The organism is Pseudoruminococcus massiliensis (genome assembly GCF_900291955.1).
Taxonomy (GTDB): domain Bacteria; phylum Bacillota; class Clostridia; order Oscillospirales; family Acutalibacteraceae; genus Pseudoruminococcus; species Pseudoruminococcus massiliensis.
The window spans coordinates 450,377-468,896 of the sequence record NZ_OLMR01000001.1 but is presented as its reverse complement, the minus strand read 5'-3'; the positions used below and the strand labels follow the sequence as shown (position 1 = coordinate 468,896).

The following is an 18,520-nucleotide window of genomic DNA, read 5'->3' as shown; positions in this document are numbered from 1 at the left end:
TCATAGGACAGCGAATAAAGCTGAAAAGGGAGATTAAAATGTATATATATAAGGTTATTAAGGAGAATTTGCAAAATTGTGAATTTGGAAGCTATGTTGCTTATGGAATAGCTGTTTGCCTTAAATCGACAAATATTATTCTTATTTCTATCTCAGATGTATTTCTTGAGAAGGAAAGGGCAAAGAAGCTTGTAGAATTATGCAATAAAAATAATTTAGAGCTTATACACCTTAAAGAAGTAGTTGAAGATGCAGTCGGTTGAATGAATCTCCCTATATTCCCGAAGAAATCATAATCATAACTTTAAAGTTCAACTGCTTTAAAATGTAAATTTTAATCTCTCGTATCCTATAATTTATAAATATGTATACACTTGACTTGCGTCCACAAAAGTATTGTATCACAAACTAAAACAAAAATCAACATTTTTCAGTTCAATTCAAGCAAATAATATTGATTGTCAACTTTATACATATTTATCTTAATTCTACATAGTGCCTTTAGATTTTAGACACAGAAATGTGTTTTATTCCCTTTTAATCTGTAAGGCTACTATTGGAGGTGAGAAAAAGGACAGCACTAATAACGGTGCTGTCCTTTTGAATTATTGTTAAATTTTGAAATTAACTTAATATTTCTTTTTAAGAAGTCTTGCAGCATTGAGAACAGTAAGAACTGAAAGTCCAGTATCAGCTATAACGGCAATCCACATAGGTGCATATCCAAACGCAGCAAGTATAAGAACAATAGCTTTAAGTGCAAGTGCAAAAGCAATATTAAAGCGAACTGTTTTCATAGCACTTCTGCTTATTTTAATTGCAGTAGGCAATTTTGCCAAGGTTCCGTTTGTGAGAACAGCATCAGCTGATTCAATAGCGGCATCACTGCCAAGTCCCATAGCGAAACCGCAATCTGAAGCAGCAAGCACAGGAGCATCATTTATTCCATCGCCAACGAAGATGACCTTTCCGTCCTTTTGAAGCTCTTTAACAGTGCTTGCCTTTTCTTCAGGCATAAGCGAATGTTTAAATTCATTAAGACCACATTCATCAGCAATTTTCTTTGCAGCAATTTCGCCGTCACCTGTAAGCATTACTATATGTTCAATGCCTAAAGCCTTGAGCTTGTTAAGGGTTTCTTTTGTGTCTGCACGAATTTCATCACTTGTTTCGATTTCACCAACAATTTTTCCATCGACAGAGAGATATATTATGCCACTTTTTAGATTATTGTCATTAAAGAGCTTTTTGTTTCCGCAGAGAATAGCCTTGCCATTATATTGTGCAGAAACGCCCTTGCCAGCAATTTCTTTGTGGTCAGTAAGTGAAACCTTATGAAGCTTTTCAGCAGCTCTTTTAATAGCAAGAGCCGATGGGTGAGAGGAATATTCCTCAGCAGAAGCCGCAATAGCAAGAACTTCATCTTTAGACATTTTGCCAAGAAGCTTAACATTAGCAACAGCAAGTTCACCCTTTGTGAGTGTACCGGTTTTATCAAAAGCAACAGTATTAGCCTTAGAAACTGCTTCTATAAATTTACCACCCTTTATAAGAACACCGTTTTTAGATGCAGAGCCTATTCCAGAGTAAAAACCAAGCGGAACGCTGATAACCAATGCACAAGGGCAAGATGCAACAAGGAATACTAATGCACGATTTATAAATGTTGTGAAGTCACCTAAGCCGATAAGTGGAGGAACTACGGCAAGAACTAATGCCATTAAAAATACTATCGGAGTATATACCTTTGCAAAACGGCTTATGAATTTTTCAGAATTGCCCTTTTGCGCGGCACTTTCTTCAACAAGTTTAAGAATACGAGATGCTGCGGAGTCCTCACAAGAATTTGTTACCTTTATAGTAAGAACACCCTCAAGGTTCATCATACCAGACATAACATCTGAATTTTTTGCAATATTTCTTGGAATGCTTTCTCCGGTGAGAGCAGAAGTATCGAGAGAGCTTTCGCCATCAATTATGATACCGTCAAGAGGAATACGCTCATATGGGTTTACAATAATTATATCATCAGGTTGAATTTCTTCGGCGTCTACTGTAAGGATAGTTCCATCAGATTTAAGTAAATGTGCTTTATCAGGGCGAATCATAGAAAGTGCTTCGATACCTTTTCTTGACTTGCTGACAGCCTTATCTTCGATATATTCACCGATATTGAAAAGGATTGTAACAGCGGCAGCCTCGAAAAACTCGCCAAGTACACATGAAGCAACAACAGCAATCATCATAAGTACATTTTCGTCAAGCTTTAACTTACAGAGTGTTTTTAGACCTTTAATGACTACTCTATATCCAGAGAAGCATACACCAACAGCAATTATAATTTTGCCAATCCATTCAGGTGAAACAAAAGAAGAAACTGCCAAGCCTATTGCCGTTAAAGCGATAGCAATACCTGTTTCAATGAGTATCAGTTTATCCTTGTTAAAGTTTTTTTTCTCCGATTGGTTTTCTTTAGTGGCTTTCTGCTCAATAAGAGTAACACCATCTTCAACAGAATCTATTGTCTTTTGGAGAGTATCGAAAAGTTCCTTTTCATTAAGATTGCTTTCAAGTGCAAGAGTTTTTGTTGCGAATGTAACAATAACATTATCAATGCCATCAAGTCCTGCGATAGCCTCCTCAATTTTCATAGCACAATTAGCACAATCGAGGTCTTGTAAAGTATACTTTCTTGTTTTGTTATGAGAATGGCTATGATTATGATGTTCGTGGTGATATTCTTGCTCACAACAGCAATGTTCGCCATCTTCGTGATGATGTTCATGCTCATGGTGTTCGTGGTGGTGTTCATGACCACAACCGCAATGTTTACCGTCTTCGTGGTGATGTTCGTTATGAGCTTTAGTTTTTTCTATGAGAGTAACGCCATCTTCAACGGAATCTATTGTTTTTTTTAATGTGTCGAAAAGCTCATGTTCATCAAGACCACTTTTAAGGGAAAGTGTTTTTGTTGCAAAAACAACAGAAACATTCTCAATACCATCAATTTTTGTAATAGCATCCTCAATTTTCATAGCACAGTTTGCACAATCCAGACCTTCAAGGGTATATTTTCTTGTTATTGTACTCATAATCAAGTTCCCTTTCTTTTTTCTAAAATATGGTCTAAACCAAGTTCATAAATTTTCTGTATGTGCTCATCATCAAGTGAATAGAAAGATGATTTACCATCACGCCTTACCTTTACAAGATTAGCAGTTCTTAGTAATCTCAGCTGATGTGAAACGGCTGATTGTCCCATACCAAGGACTTCGGCAATATCACATACGCAAAGTTCATTTTCAAATAAAGCACACATAATTCTGATTCTTGTAGTATCACCGAACATTTTAAAAAGTTCTGCAAGAGAGAAAAGAATATCGAGGTCAGGTGTATTATTTTTTGCTCTTACAACAGCATCAGTATGAATACAAACTTCTTCGCAAGTATCCTTATCGTTGCAAGAAACACATTCCTCAAAGTTTTTATTTAATTCGTTATTATCCATAGGGGAACACACTCCTAATCTATTCTTTAAACATATGAGCAATTGTTCATATGTTAGTTATATTATAATGCTCAGAAATCAACTTGTCAATACCTATAATTAAAAAATAAATTGAATAAAAAATAATTGCACAAGATTTTAATATAAACCTTGTGCAATTTATTGTAATATAAGGCGATTGAGTAGTAATAAATCAATAGAATCTATTAAGTTGTTTGCGTCTAAATTAGCTGCATATTTTTGTGCAGAGGTTAATTCAAGTTTTCCAAGCAGATAATCTGTAAGTTTTCTCTTATCATAAGTGTTGACAGAGCCTTCTCCAGTTATATCTCCCATAACTATAATTGTATATTTATATTTCAAAAAGGAATTTTCGTAATATTCAAGTGAAAACCCTGTTCCAAGATTGCCAGAAGATATTTTTCTGTTTTTATTGTCATAAAATATAAGACTTGAATTTTTTGCAGAATTTATATGCTTCTTAAGTAGTATAGCGATAGTTGTACCTTGTGGAACTATTATGTAATTGTCATCATTTTCATAGTCGGTAAAGCCATCAAAACTTGGTTTTGATATTGGATTAGAGCTTTCTGTGCTTGAATTTTCTATTGGTTTAAAATCCTTTTCAGTAATAAGTTTTACATTTTCAGAACTAAGCAGGGCAATTTTATTTCCATTCACAGCAATGTCATCAATATTTTCCGAAAAGCTATATCTGCTTGTTATTGAGCTATTTTCAGATAACTTATTTATATGATTTCCACTTACTCCATAATAAATATCATTAAGTATAAACACTTTTTTGTAATTAAGTGTTTTTATGTATTTAAAACCATTGTCAAAACTAAAAGAATAGACCTTGCCATTTGCATCTATGAAGATATTGTCATAGAAAACAGGTTCTAAATCATTAAAAGATGGAATATCGCATTTAATTGGAATATTTGGATTATCAAGGCGATATAAAGAGCTTGCGGTAATGGCATAAACTTTTTCATTATAGCAAAATAGCTTTTTTACCTTTTCTGAAAAGAAGCTTGTAGTAGTTTCGAGAGTATTCCTTTTGATAGAAATAGTATAGCTTTCGTCATTGCTTATAAAAAATATGTAATCGTCATTTGCAGTAAAGCTTGATGGAATAATATTATTCTCAGGAATATATGATGTGTCAACAGAGCCATTTCTTAAAATTGTAAATATTGTGTTATATTCCTCAGAATTAACAAGTATGTAAAGATATGATAGAGATGTTACAGTCTTAGAGATTTCGTAATCGCTTTTGCAAAATATTGTAGTTTCTTCACCTTGACTTGTAATAGAAGTGCAGGTAGCCTTTCTGTTATTTATAATTTTATAGAAACCATATGAAAAGCCTCTTAAGATATAGTTTTCATTGTTGGACTTTGCAGAGGTATTTAAAAGATTGTTAAGAGGATATATTAAAAGCAATGAGATTAAAAATATTACAGTAATTCTTTTTACCATAGTATAATATACCTCCTTGTATGTATTATACTATAATAATGTCGAATTTTATAATATTTTGTCTGCAATTTGCAAAATCACTTATAAATATACATATGAGTAGATGTAATCACTATATATAATTATTAAAAAGCTTTCATTTAGCTATTGACAAAAATGGGTTTATGGTGTATAACTGTACTAACATAGTTAATACACCTATTTTACAGAAAAGGAGGAGTAAATATGTACGAAAAGTTAGTTGTTGTAGATAAGATGAGTCATAAACCTATCTATGAACAAATCGTTGAACAGATACAAAACTTAGTTGTTACTGAAGTTTTAAAATCAGATGAAATGATTCCATCTGTCAGAAATCTTTCACGAGAATGTGGTACAAATCCTAATACAGTTCAAAAGGCATATAATGAGCTTGAAAGAATGGGAATTACTTATTCTGTACCAGGAGTAGGAAGATATGTTTCATGTAATGCAAAGGAAGTAGTGCAAAAGCTTATGTCAACATCAAACTCAGAATTAAAAACTATTGTAGAAAAACTTAAACTCTCAGGTATGACAATAGATGAAATTATTGATAAAGTAAAATTATTTTATGGAGGGGAACATAATGATTAAAGTTGAAAATGTAACAAAAAAATTTGATGATTTTATTGCATTAAAAAATATGAATTGTGAAATTTCAGAAGGCTGCATCTATGGTCTTGTTGGCAGTAATGGTGCTGGTAAAAGTACATTTTTAAGGCTTATCACAGGAATTTATAAGCCAGATGAGGGTAAAATCAGCATAGACGAAAAGCCGGTTTGGGAAAATCAAGAAGCAAAAAGTGATTTTGTTTTTGTTCCAGATGAACTTTATTTTATATCTCAGGCAACATTAAATAAAATGGCTAAATTATATAATGCTTGCTATCCGAATTTCAGTTTTGAAAGATATAAAATGCTTGTAGATAAATTCGGACTTGACCCCAAAAAGAAGATTGCAAGCTTTAGTAAGGGTATGAAAAGACAAGCTGCTATAATTTGTGCCTTGTCTTGTCAGACAAAGTATCTGTTCTTTGATGAAACCTTTGATGGCTTAGACCCAGTTATGAGAAATCTTGTCAAAAACTTGATTTTTGATGACATATGCGAGCGTCAGGCAACAGCCGTTATCACAAGCCATAGCTTGAGAGAGCTTGAGGACACCTGCGACCAGCTTACACTTTTGCATAAGGGCGGAGTTGTTTTTGAAAGTGATGTTCAAAATCTCAAAACTTCACTTTTCAAAATTCAAGCTGCGTTTAATATTGATTACGACAAAAAACTATTCACAGATAATGGAATAGAAGTTCTCGACTTTAAGAAAACCGGTGTGGTATCAAATTCTATTATTCGTGGTGATAAAGATAAGGTTATAGAAATTCTTTCAGGCTTTAAACCAATTATCCTTGATATACTTCCGCTCTCACTTGAAGAAGTATTTATCTTTGAAATGGGCGAGATGGGATATAAATTTGAAGATGTATTTGAAAAGGAGGAAGAGAAAAATGAAAAGAAATAAATTTTTCAGTCCTGCACTTATGCTCGAAGGAATCAAGCAGACAAGGGTTGTGGGAATATGTTTCGCGATAATTTCTGTTTTAGCATCATGTGGCTATCCGTTGTTAAGGCTTATTTCATATGCATCTATGGATTATGATACACTTAAAGCCCAGCCATACTTTACAATAGATATTGCCACATTTTCAATGCCAATATTTTTAATACAATATATAATGCCGATAGTTATGATATTTTTGCTTTTTAACTTTATGAATATAAGAAAAGCATCGGATTTTTATCATTCTATTCCATTAAGTAAAACCTGTGTTTATCTTACATATACCGTTACCGCACTTATATGGAGTATAGTTACAGTAGTTGTAAGTACACTTCTTTCGTTTACTATCTATGCACTTTCATTAAAAACCGTAATAAACATAGAATTTGTCTGGCCGACAATAATATCTTCCATAATCTTAGCTATGTTGGTAGCTTCAATCGCTCTCTTAGCAAAAGGTCTTTCAGGAACTATATTTACAAATATTATTATAACTCTTATAATAATGTTCTTGCCAAGAGTTATAATTCTCTTGTATACAACAGCAATAAATACATCAGTTAAGATTACAGATGTTTCATTTATGTCTTTGACAGATATTTATAATAATATAATTTTCGCACCATTTATATATAATAATTCATTTTTAATAGAGAAAACAGCGCCTATTTTGAACGCCTCAACTCAATGGTATAGTTTAATCTTAGCAATAATCTATTTTGTAATTGGCTTTTTCATTCATAAATTCAGAAAATCAGAATCAGCAGGTAAGAGTGCAGCATATAAGGGCGTTCAACCAGTTGTAAGAATACTTCTTGGCTCAATCCCACTTTTACTTATAAGCTTTAATCTTGCTTGTGGTTTGAAAGTTTATACTGAGTTTTGGCTTATAGGAATATTAGTTTCTTTGCTTGCATATTTCTTGTATGAGCTGATAACAACAAAGAGTGCTAAAAAACTTCTCATTTCTATACCATTTTATCTCATTGCAATATTAGCTAATGCGATATTTATTATTGCCTGTGTAAGTGAAAGAAACTTTATACTAAATGATATTCCAGAACCATCAGAAATTTCATCAGTTAGCATTTCATATAATAATGATTATTTAAACACTGTATATATTAATGATAACTATTATAAATATAAAACCGAGAATATTAAATTTGATGATAAAGAACTTATTAAGTGTATGCAATCATCATTGGTAGAAACTGTAGAAAAAGTTAAAGAAGATGATTTTAGTAAATTCTATAGTGAAAATTATATTTATTATGATGTAATATTCCATTGCTCATCAGGCAGAGATATTAAGAGAAGAGTTTATGTCAATATAAATAAACTTGGTGGAAGTGAGAATTTATCATTAGATTCATATATTCATAAAAACAAAGAATATGAGAATGCAATATATAGCTTACCAACGGATAAAGAATTAAAATCAATAAATATTGATACTTCAAATATTGATTTTTCAAAAGATGAATTAAATGAACTTTGGAAAATATATAAAGAAGAATTTAATTCAGCAAGTAATGAAGATAAGAGTATGCTAAGCTATAGAGATAATGATATTTATAATAATTATAATATAGATAATACTACAAGCATAGTAACAATAGGTTATGTTGGTATGAATAGCTTTTCTCAGCATTATCTTATAGATGCTAAAATTACTCCAAAGACATACAATAAGTACCTTAATAAAACAATGTCTAAACTTATCCAAGATAATATAGTAGATACAGTAAAGAAAAATGAAAGTAGTGCTGAATATTTCAGACTGGATTTTTCAGATTTGAAGAATAAAGATAACTATTTTACACTTGAATATTACAATGATAATGTTGGTGACGAAGACCTTATGATGAATCCATCAGTAGATGGAACACTTAAAAGATATAATGTTAATTATACTGATTCTGGCATTGATAAAAAGTATATTTCAGATTTACGCAAAATATCAAATATAATCATCAATGCCATATCAGAAGATGTAGATGTAGAAAAAGATAATCTTATTCAATGCTCATTATCTACAAATGTAAACTTGGAATATTCATATGATGGTGATAGAATAAACGGATATTCTATGAATTCACAAAGCCAAACAGTCTATGTAAATATAACTGATGAACAGTATGATGAGATTAACAGAATATTAAGTAAGTGTAGTAATCATACTAATTATGTTGAGCCTGAAAATTAATTTGCATATTTTTACATTTAACATTCCCATATAAAGCAGACGGCACAGCTTGAGATTAGTTCTCTTGCTGTGCCGTCTTGTTTAATTAATGATATGAATTTAAAACTCGTTTAAATCTAAAGGGGAGAGAATTTTAAATTTTATCCCAAAATCCTTCAAGTGTTGCGAAATAGTCATCAGGAGTTTCTGCACGACGAATTTGAAGCACAGAGCCGTCCTCACGAAGAAGAAGTTCAGCTGATTTAAGCTTACCATTATAGTTATATCCCATAGCGAAGCCGTGTGCACCTGTATCATGTATAACAAGTAAATCACCCATATCAATCTTAGGCAACGCTCTGTCTATTGCAAATTTATCGTTATTTTCGCAAAGTGAACCTGTAATATCATAGATATGGTCGCAAGGCTCATTCTCTTTGCCAAGTACTGTAATATGATGATATGCACCATACATTGCAGGACGCATAAGGTTTACAGCACAAGCATCAACGCCGATATATTCCTTATGTGTGTGCTTTTCGTGAATTGCTCTTGTTACAAGATGTCCATAAGGTGCAAGCATAAAGCGTCCAAGCTCTGTATAGATAGCTACATCGCCCATTCCGGCAGGAACAAGAACTTCCTCATATGCTTTGCGAACACCCTCACCAATAGCATAAATATCGTTAGGCTCTTTATCTGGTGTATAAGGGATTCCGACACCACCAGAGAGGTTGATAAATCCGATATGAACGCCTGTTTCCTTAGCAAGCTCAACAGCAGTTGTGAAAAGGATTTTTGCGAGCATAGGATAATATTCATTTGTAACAGTGTTACTTGCGAGGAATGCGTGAATACCAAATTCTTTGGCACCAAGCTCTTTAAGAGTTTTGAAAGCTTCTGTCATCTGTGGTCTTGTAAGACCGTATTTTGCATCGCCAGGGTTGTCCATAATAGTATTAGCAATAGAGAACTTTCCGCCTGGATTATATCGGCAGGAAATTCTTTCAGGAATTTTTCCACAAGCTTGCTTAACGAAGTCAATATGAGTAATATCGTCAAGATTTATTGTTGCACCGATTTCGTTAGCATATCTGAACTCGCTTGTTGGAGTATCATTAGAGCTAAACATAATATTTGAGCCATCAAAGCCACAGCGTTTGCTCATAAGAAGCTCAGTGTAGGAAGAACAGTCTGTACCGCAACCCTCTTCCTTCAAGATTTTAAGAATTGTAGGGTTAGGAGTAGCTTTTACAGCGAAAAACTCCTTAAAACCTTTATTCCAAGAGAAAGCGTCATAAAGTCTTCTGGCGTTTTCTCTGATGCCTTTTTCGTCATATATATGGAAAGGAGTAGGATATTTTTTTGCAATTTCCTCAGCCTGTTCCTTAGTGATAAAAGGTACCTTTTTCATTATAAATCCCTCCATTTATTTCATTTTTTCCGATTTTATCGAAAAAATAAAAAATTTCAACAAATATAATATATACCATTTTTGTATTACTTGTCAAGATAAGCATTTTAAATAATATACGAAATGTTTGTGCATAATCATTAAGTTATTGCTGACTGAATATTTGATTATGCAATCACTGTAGTATAAACTATATAAATTATTTCTGAAATCATTGCTTTCCGCTCGGTTTTGTGATATAGTAAATTGATGTATTTTGCCTGAAAGGTCGTGATGTTAGGGTTGGAAAAAAGGCTTAAGCTATATGGCTTTAACAACCTCACAAAAACTCTTAGCTTCAATATCTATGATGTTTGTTATGCTAAATCTCAGCGTGAGCAAATAGACTATATAAAGTATATAGACGAGCAGTATAATTCTGAGCGTTTAACGAATATTCTTTGTGATGTTACAGATATGATAGGAGCGAGTGTGCTTAATATCTCTAAGCAGGATTATGACCCACAAGGAGCGAGTGTAACCTTGCTTATTTCTGAAAAAGGCTATCCTGAAACGATAGACGAATCTTGTAACTGTGGCAGATGGCGTGAAGAGATTGCGGCACATCTTGATAAAAGCCATGTTACAGTGCATACTTATCCAGAATATCACCCAGATAATGCTATTGCAACATTCCGAGTTGATATTGATGTATCAACCTGCGGAACAATTTCCCCACTTAATACACTCGATTTCCTTATTGATAGCTTTGATTCCGATATTATCACGATAGATTACAGAGTTCGTGGCTTTACTCGTGACCAAAGTGGCAAAAAGCTGTTTCTTGACCATAAGATGACATCAATTCAGGACTATATCCGAGAGGAAACTCTCCGCAGATATGATGCTATTGATGTTAATGTATATCAATCTAATATTTTTCATACTCAGATGCTCATTAAAGAAATTGAGCTTAAGAATTATCTATTCAAAACTGATGTTTATGAGCTTCCACCGAAAGAACGCCTTGAAATCTCAAACAATCTCCGCAAGGAAATGATAGAGATTTTCAGCGGTACAAATGTTTATGATTGAGGTAAGCAGAAATGAGTCTTTCACAGAACGACGCTCCACTTTATGAAGCACTTTTAGAATACAAAGAAAATAGAATAGTTTCATTTGATGTCCCTGGTCATAAGCAGGGAAAAGGAAATAGTGAGCTGACTAATTTCCTCGGTAAGCAGTGTATGAGTGTAGATGTCAACTCTATGAAGCCACTTGATAATCTTTGTCACCCAGTAAGCGTTATTAAAGAGGCACAAGAGCTTGCAGCAGAGGCATTTGGTGCAGCTCATGCCTTTTTTATGGTGAACGGAACATCAAGTGCAGTACAAGCTATGGTTATGAGTGTCTGTAAGCGTGGCGAAAAGATTATAATGCCAAGAAATGTTCATAGAAGCTCTATAAATGCCCTTATAGTCTGCGGAGCTGTTCCAGTATATGTTGACCCAGGACTTAATACACAGCTTGGCATACCGCTTGGAATGGCTGTTGAAGATGTACAGAGAGCCATTGACGAAAATCCTGACGCAAAGGCTGTTATAGTCAATAACCCAACCTATTACGGTGTATGTTCCAATCTTCGTGAAATCGTCAAGATTGCCCATAAGGCAGGAATGAAAGTTCTTGTTGACGAAGCCCATGGAACACATTTCTATTTTGGCGACTATATGCCTCTTGCGGCTATGCGTGTCGGAGCAGATATGTCTGCTGTAAGTATGCACAAAACAGGCGGTTCTCTGACTCAAAGCTCCCTGCTCTTGCTCGGAGAAAGTATGAATGCAGGTTATGTCCGCCAGATTATAAATCTCACCCAAACAACAAGCGGTTCATATCTTTTGACCTCATCGCTCGATATTTCACGCCGAAATCTCGCTCTTAATGGCAAAAGGATTTTCGAAAATGTAACAATGCTTGCAAATTATGGCAGAAGTGAAGTAAATAAGCTTGGCGGATATTACGCATTTTCCCGTGAGCTTATTAACGGAGATACAGTTTTCGACTTTGACCCGACAAAGCTTTCTATACATACAAGAGATATTGGTTTAGCAGGAATAGAAGTCTATGATTTACTTCGTGACAAGTATGAAATTCAGATTGAATTTGGCGATATTGGCAATATTCTTGCGATAATTTCTGTCGGTGACAGAATCTTAGAGGTTGAAAGACTTGTTGCGGCACTTTCAGAGATTAAGCGTCTTTATTCCAAGACAAGTGCAGGCTTGCTCGACCACGAATATATAAAGCCTATTGTAGTATGTTCTCCGCAAGACGCATTTTATAATGAAAAGATACAGCTTCCAATAGAAGAAACTGTCGGCAAGGTTTGTGCGGAATTTGTTATGTGTTATCCGCCCGGAATACCTATTCTTGCTCCGGGTGAGCTTGTAACAAAGGATTCGCTCGATTATATTCTTTATGCAAAGAAAAAAGGTGCAACACTTCTCGGCACAGAAGATATGAACACAGAAAAGCTGAATGTTCTGAAATGATTTTTTGATAATGTTTTAGTAAAATTTACTTATATAATATTTAAATTCCAAATAAGTGTGGTATAATTTATTTGCAGATATTTTTTAAGGAGTTGATTTTTTGGAGCTTTGGTATACTGAAGAGCAGACGAATAATGTCCGTTTTTCGATTCGCTGTGATAAGCAGATTTATGCGGCAGAATCAGACTATCAGAGAATAGAAATTTTTTCTACTCCCGAGTTTGGTAAAATTCTTATCCTTGATGACAGAATTATGCTGACCGAAAAGGACGAATTTATATATCACGAAATGATAACACATATTCCACTTTCCGTTAATCCAAATATTAAGAATGTTCTTGTTATCGGAGCAGGTGACGGCGGAGTAACCGCCGAGCTTACAAAATATGATAATATAGAACATATAGACCTTGTCGAAATAGATAAAATGGTTGTAGATGCCTGTCTTGAATATTTACCTGATGTTTCAGGCAAGCTTCTCGACAAAAAGGTTACTATACATATTGATGACGGCTTGAGATATGTTCGTAGCTGTGAAAATCAGTATGATTTAATTATAGTGGATTCAACCGACCCGGTAGGTCCTGGAGAGGGACTTTTTACAAAGGAATTTTACGGTAACTGCTATAAGGCTCTCAATGAGAGCGGTATTCTTGTAAATCAGCACGAAAGCCCATATTATTCAGTTTATGCAAGGGCTATGCGTCTTGCTCATAAGAAGATAGCGGACTTTTTCCCGATAGTAAGGGTATATCAGGCACATATTCCAACCTATCCGTCAGGTCATTGGCTGTTTGGCTTTGCTTCAAAGAAGTTCGACCCGATAAAAGACCTTGATGCAGATGCATGGAATAAGCGTGGATTAAAGACAAGATACTATAATACAGAGCTTCATAAGGGTAGCTTTGCTTTGCCAAATTATGTATTAGAAGCTTTAGGATAAATTTAGGGGGTAATCAAAATGTCAAAGGCATTGATAATTGGTGCAGGCGGTGTTGCAAGCGTAGTAGTTCATAAGTGCTGCCAAAATTCAGAGGTTTTTGAGGAAATTTGTATAGCAAGCCGTACAAAATCTAAGTGCGACGCACTCAAGGAAAAGCTTGATGGTGGAAAAACAAAAATTACAACTGCTCAGGTTGACGCAGATAATGTTGCAGAGCTTGTCGCTCTTATCAATAAAGAAAAGCCTGATATTGTCATAAATGTCGCTTTGCCATATCAGGATTTAACAATTATGGACGCTTGCCTTGAAACAAAGACAGACTATGTTGATACAGCTAACTACGAACCACTCGATACCGCAAAGTTTGAGTATAAGTGGCAGTGGGCATATCGTGAGAAATTTAAGGAGGCGGGAATTACTGCTCTCTTAGGCAGTGGCTTTGACCCAGGCGTAACAGGTGTTTTCTCCGCTTATGCACAGAAGCACCAGTTTGATGAAATCAATTATATTGATATTCTCGATTGCAACGCAGGCGACCACGGCTATCCGTTTGCAACAAACTTTAACCCTGAAATCAATATTCGTGAGGTTTCCGCAAAGGGAAGCTATATTGAGGACGGTAAGTGGGTAGAAACAGAGCCTATGGAAATCAAGAGAGTTTATAATTTCCCAGAGATAGGCGAGAAGGATATGTATCTTCTCCACCACGAAGAATTAGAGTCGCTTGCACTTAATATCAAGGGCATTAAGCGTATTCGTTTCTTTATGACCTTTGGACAGAGCTATCTTACACATCTCAAGTGCCTTGAGAATGTTGGAATGACTTCTATTGAGCCAATTGAATTTGAGGGCAAGCAAATTGTTCCACTTCAGTTCTTAAAGGCTGTTCTTCCAGACCCAGCATCTTTAGGACCACGCACAAAGGGTAAGACAAACATAGGCTGTATCTTCCAAGGTAAGAAAGACGGCAAGGATAAAACATATTATCTTTATAATGTTTGTGACCATGAGGAGTGCTATAAGGAAGTAGGCTCACAGGCTATTTCTTATACAACAGGCGTTCCTGCAATGATAGGTGCAGCTATGATTCTCACAGGCAAGTGGAAAAAGCCTGGCGTATATAACATAGAGGAATTCGACCCAGACCCATTTATGGACGCACTCAACAAATGGGGACTTCCATGGAAAGAAAGCTTCAATCCAGATTTAGTAGATTGATTTTTTAGTAAATTACAGTAAAAATAACAACTCGAATTATTTACCTGAATGGTTTATAATCCGAGTTGTTTTATTTTTAATTTATTTTTGAACCTTTTGCCAAACCTTGAAATCGTGCTTAGTGCCTTTCTTTATATCATAAAGGGCTGAATCAGCGTGTTTTAGACATTCCATAATTGATTCCTGATTATATTTTTGTGATGTTGAAATACCAATAGAGCAGGAAATTCTGTGCTGTGCATCAATTTCAATAGGTCGCTTTAATGCGTTAGCAATGTCATTTATAAAGTATCCATTTTCTTCGATTTTTTTATAAATCTGCTTTGAGATTTTTATACCAAACTCCGTAGAAGAACCTGGAAGAACTATTATAAATTCATCTCCGCCGTAACGAACACAATATCCTTTATCTCCAACTATTTCGGTAAATAGAGAAGAAAGCTTTTTAAGCATAAGGTCGCCAATATCGTGACCGAAGGTGTCATTGCAGTATTTGAAATTATCAAGGTCGATATATAGAATGGTTGTTTCTTGTTCCTCAAAATTTTGTTTTGTGGAATAATCTGAGAAGTCTTCAAGCTTTTTCGCAAAGCCTTGACGATTAAGCAAGCCTGTGAGCAGGTCAGTAACGGAGCTTTTCTGAAGCTTTGCATTTATGGCTTTAATTTCTATCTTAGCATTAAGGCGTTCAACAGCATCTAAAATTTGCATAGCCGCAAATTTAAATATAATAAGGTCTGTGTTTCCAAAAAAGTGGATATTAGAAGTTAAATTCTCATGAACTTTCACAATAGAAATCATAACGCCTTTTAGAACTTCATTAATATACATAGGTATACACATCAATGATGCAACATTTATTTTTCCGAAAATGTTAAGAATACAATCATAATCATCAAAAGTTTTGTCAAAACGAGATGTAATAAATTCTTTTCTATAATCTAAGAAGAAGTTAGTTATAGTTTGAATATCTTTATCAGTCAGACTAATGCTTTTGCTTTTATAAGAAATTTTTGGAGAATTATTTTTCATTTCTATAAACAAAGCACAATCTATATTGTAGCTATTCTGAATATTGTTCATAGCACTATTGACAAGTTCTTTATCAGTAGAATAATCCTTATTGAGCAAATCTTGCCATGAAAGAAGGAAATTGATACCCTTATTCTTATTACTTAGTTCGTGCTCAATTTTACAACGCTTAGACATTAATTCAAGTTGTTTTTGAGTTACACTTTCAAGCTTAAGGTCAAATTTTTTATGTGGCAATGTTCTGCCCTCAAGCTTTGCACGAAGAATTTCTGCTTTGAATTGATAATTATGTGTTTCGCAAAAATCAAGTGCATCGTTTAATATCTCTACAGCCTCCTTGTGTCTTCCCTGAATTTCATAAAGGTCATATTGTGCAATCGCAAATTGATAATATGCAAAGAATAAGTTTCCTGTTGAACGGAAAAGATGAATTCTTGCCCTGTCAAAATATTTTTGGGCTTTTTCAATATCATCATCTTTTGCAATTAAGCCCGCAGTGAAAAAATAGAAGAACATATCATCGTCCCATAAATAAAAGCTTGATTCAACAGGCTTTTCAAGCATATGAGAAACTGACCTTTCGAGCTTGCTGAAATAGAGATTAGCATTATACTCTATTCCGAGATAGTAATTACATAGAACCATAAAACCGTAAATCTTGCCGAGGTTGCATATTCTCATTTGATGCTCATCAAGAGCGTCAAGAAGTTCAATAACTATTGTGAGATAATTAATAGCAGTATAATATTCATGTGCAAGTATAGCATTAGTTGCCATATTATAGAGTGTTTCGCAAATCCGATATGGATTATTGAGTTTGTAGAGAATACCAAGTGCCTTGTTGAAATATTTATTGGCAACATCGTATTCTTCGCTAACAATACGATTATATCCAAGCCCATTATATACATTGGATTCCTCAAATTTATTATTCTGACCTTCTATAATTTCAAGAGTTTTTTTATAAAAATAATCTACTAATGAAAAATAGCCATAAGAAGATGCCATCATAACATTTTTCTGCCATGCATTTATCATAATAGATTCATTATTAATTTTTTTTGCAAGAGCCATACCACGCTTGAAGTATTCCGCATTTTCAATTCCATCAGTGCCATTTACAAAGTATAGAATATCATTGCAGGTGCCAAAAAGATAGATATATGCAAGATGATTATAATATTTATACTTGATTGCATCATTTGCGAAATTTTCATCTATAATAAGATTTACATCCCAAGAATAAATATTCTTCCAGCAGTTTGAGGTGATAATATAATCTAAAAGCTTTGCCTTAAATTTATATTCTTCATCATCAATTTCATCAGAAAGGTCGAAACATTCTTGAATATATTTATTTGAAGTTTCTTTTTGCCCATATCTTAATTGTATTAAAGCTGAAATGTATGAACAACTGAATCTTTCCTCAAGGCTTGTTGTCATTTTGATGGAATTATTTATATTATCACAAAGCATAAGTGCCGTTGTTGAATTATCAAGGCATAATGCGACTATGCTATAAAGCTTTAAATAAGAAAGCTTATCCTTGAGAGGAATAGTGATTTTCTCAATCTCAAATTTATTATGAATTTGCTCAAGATAATAATTTGCCTGACCTATCATTACACATGAAACCATATTGTTGATAAGTCTGACATAAGGATTTATATCTTTCGGGATAGGGTCAAAAAGCTCTACTCTTTCACTTTCTGAGGCGTGTCCATCTTGTAAGCTCCAGTCAACAATCATATTGTTGCTATCAATATAATCAATCATAGTGTCCCAATCTTTTTTTGTATATTCTGGAACATTATATACTTCATTATAATTAGCAAGAAGGGCGATATTTTCTTTATTATGATTAACAAGTTCAATGAGGAGCTTTATAGTGGATTGTTCTGCAAAATGTAATTTATTAAGAAGCATAAAAAGAGTATGCTCCTTAGAAACATATTCAAGAATGTTATAGACTGATTTAGTAAAACGCTTTGCTTCATATTCGTATTCTGCGAAAATCAAATCTTCATCACGCTGACATTCGCCTGTTTCGATATAACTTTTTATTACAGAGCGAGCCTGAAAATATACATCAGCTTTTTCAAGAAACTCATCTATTGCGACATCACTATAAAATTTCTGATAAAGCTCCATAATCCAGTCGAGGAAAGGCTCAAAAACACTGTGCATATATTTTGAAGAAAATTCATGATATAAAAAGCAAATGTCATCGTCTTGTGTTTCAAATACTTCTCTTAGTTCTGATTCTTGAAGATTAAGAGTGTTATAATATTTAACAAAAAGTATATTGTTATGTCTTTGCTTTATATTGTTAAGAATTGAATCAATTATTTTACGAATATATAACTGTGAGCATGATTCCATAATTTAAGCCTCCACACAATATTTAAATTATTATACCAAATAATTTCCTTATTTTCAATATTATTTTATTAAGTTTAACCATAAACTATTTAATATCAATTTATATATTTCTTTATAATAATTAGATGCTTATATATCACTTTATTAAAAATTTCAATGGCTTTTTATATATTTTCTTCGTTGCAGTTGGTTTAATTTAAAATAAAATTTATTAAATATTTAGTTGTCTTGCTTTATTGT

The 18,520-nt window shown here is 33.7% G+C and carries 13 protein-coding genes; 8 read left to right on the top strand and 5 right to left on the bottom strand.

Going from position 1 to position 18,520, the window contains the following annotated elements; all coding sequences use genetic code 11:
* Positions 1–38 precede the first annotated feature (38 nt).
* The gene (locus tag C9914_RS02225; protein ID WP_022263730.1) at positions 39–263 is read left to right on the top strand and encodes a DUF6514 family protein; all 225 of its coding nucleotides are present in this window, start codon (positions 39–41) and stop codon (positions 261–263) included.
* 366 nt (positions 264–629) lie between these two features.
* Here C9914_RS02225 and C9914_RS02220 read toward each other — a convergent pair whose 3' ends face one another.
* From C9914_RS02220 to C9914_RS02210, 3 genes are all read right to left on the bottom strand, one after another.
* Positions 630–3,092: a heavy metal translocating P-type ATPase gene (locus tag C9914_RS02220; protein WP_106763042.1), complete on the bottom strand. Its 2,463-nt coding sequence runs from the start codon at positions 3,090–3,092 to the stop codon at positions 630–632.
* 2 nt (positions 3,093–3,094) lie between these two features.
* Positions 3,095–3,508, bottom strand: a complete 414-nt coding sequence (locus C9914_RS02215) for an ArsR/SmtB family transcription factor (RefSeq protein ID WP_022263732.1) — start codon at positions 3,506–3,508, stop codon at positions 3,095–3,097.
* Positions 3,509–3,667: 159 nt separating this feature from the next.
* Complete coding sequence (locus C9914_RS02210) at positions 3,668–4,993, bottom strand: dockerin type I domain-containing protein (RefSeq protein ID WP_106763040.1); 1,326 nt, start codon at positions 4,991–4,993, stop codon at positions 3,668–3,670.
* Between the two features lie 225 nt (positions 4,994–5,218).
* Here C9914_RS02210 and C9914_RS02205 point away from each other — a divergent pair, with 225 nt between their 5' ends.
* From C9914_RS02205 to C9914_RS02195, 3 genes are read left to right on the top strand one after another with little or no spacing between them, the layout of a single operon-like run.
* On the top strand, positions 5,219–5,608 hold the full coding sequence (locus C9914_RS02205; protein WP_106763039.1) for a GntR family transcriptional regulator: 390 nt from the start codon (positions 5,219–5,221) through the stop codon (positions 5,606–5,608).
* A complete protein-coding gene (locus C9914_RS02200) occupies positions 5,601–6,533 on the top strand; it encodes an ABC transporter ATP-binding protein (RefSeq protein WP_022263735.1) in 933 nt (310 codons plus the stop codon). The genes C9914_RS02205 and C9914_RS02200 overlap by 8 nt, the downstream gene beginning before the upstream one ends.
* On the top strand, positions 6,520–8,781 hold the full coding sequence (locus C9914_RS02195; RefSeq protein WP_106763037.1) for an SLC5/6 family protein: 2,262 nt from the start codon (positions 6,520–6,522) through the stop codon (positions 8,779–8,781). Before C9914_RS02200 ends, C9914_RS02195 begins: the two co-directional genes overlap by 14 nt.
* Positions 8,782–8,914: 133 nt before the next feature.
* Here C9914_RS02195 and C9914_RS02190 read toward each other — a convergent pair whose 3' ends face one another.
* A complete protein-coding gene (locus tag C9914_RS02190; RefSeq protein ID WP_022263737.1) occupies positions 8,915–10,174 on the bottom strand; it encodes a diaminopimelate decarboxylase in 1,260 nt (419 codons plus the stop codon).
* A gap of 270 nt (positions 10,175–10,444) precedes the next feature.
* Here C9914_RS02190 and speD point away from each other — a divergent pair, with 270 nt between their 5' ends.
* The 4 genes from speD (at position 10,445) to C9914_RS02170 (ending at position 14,866) form a co-directional block, all read left to right on the top strand.
* Positions 10,445–11,248 (top strand): adenosylmethionine decarboxylase, encoded by an 804-nt coding sequence (gene speD, locus C9914_RS02185; protein ID WP_178085482.1) that lies wholly within the window; start codon positions 10,445–10,447, stop codon positions 11,246–11,248.
* An 11-nt stretch (positions 11,249–11,259) separates the two neighbouring features.
* Positions 11,260–12,705 carry an aminotransferase class I/II-fold pyridoxal phosphate-dependent enzyme gene (locus C9914_RS02180; RefSeq protein WP_106763036.1) on the top strand — a complete coding sequence of 482 codons (1,446 nt, stop codon included), beginning with the start codon at positions 11,260–11,262 and terminating at the stop codon, positions 12,703–12,705.
* A 100-nt stretch (positions 12,706–12,805) separates the two neighbouring features.
* On the top strand, positions 12,806–13,648 hold the full coding sequence (gene speE, locus C9914_RS02175) for a polyamine aminopropyltransferase (protein WP_106763034.1): 843 nt from the start codon (positions 12,806–12,808) through the stop codon (positions 13,646–13,648).
* 18 nt (positions 13,649–13,666) lie between these two features.
* Entirely contained in the window at positions 13,667–14,866 is a 1,200-nt protein-coding gene (locus C9914_RS02170; RefSeq protein WP_022263741.1) for a saccharopine dehydrogenase family protein, read from the top strand.
* A gap of 81 nt (positions 14,867–14,947) precedes the next feature.
* On the opposite strand, the gene C9914_RS02165 is transcribed toward C9914_RS02170, so the two are convergent.
* On the bottom strand, positions 14,948–18,280 hold the full coding sequence (locus tag C9914_RS02165) for a GGDEF domain-containing protein (RefSeq protein ID WP_106763032.1): 3,333 nt from the start codon (positions 18,278–18,280) through the stop codon (positions 14,948–14,950).
* Positions 18,281–18,520 lie beyond the last annotated feature (240 nt).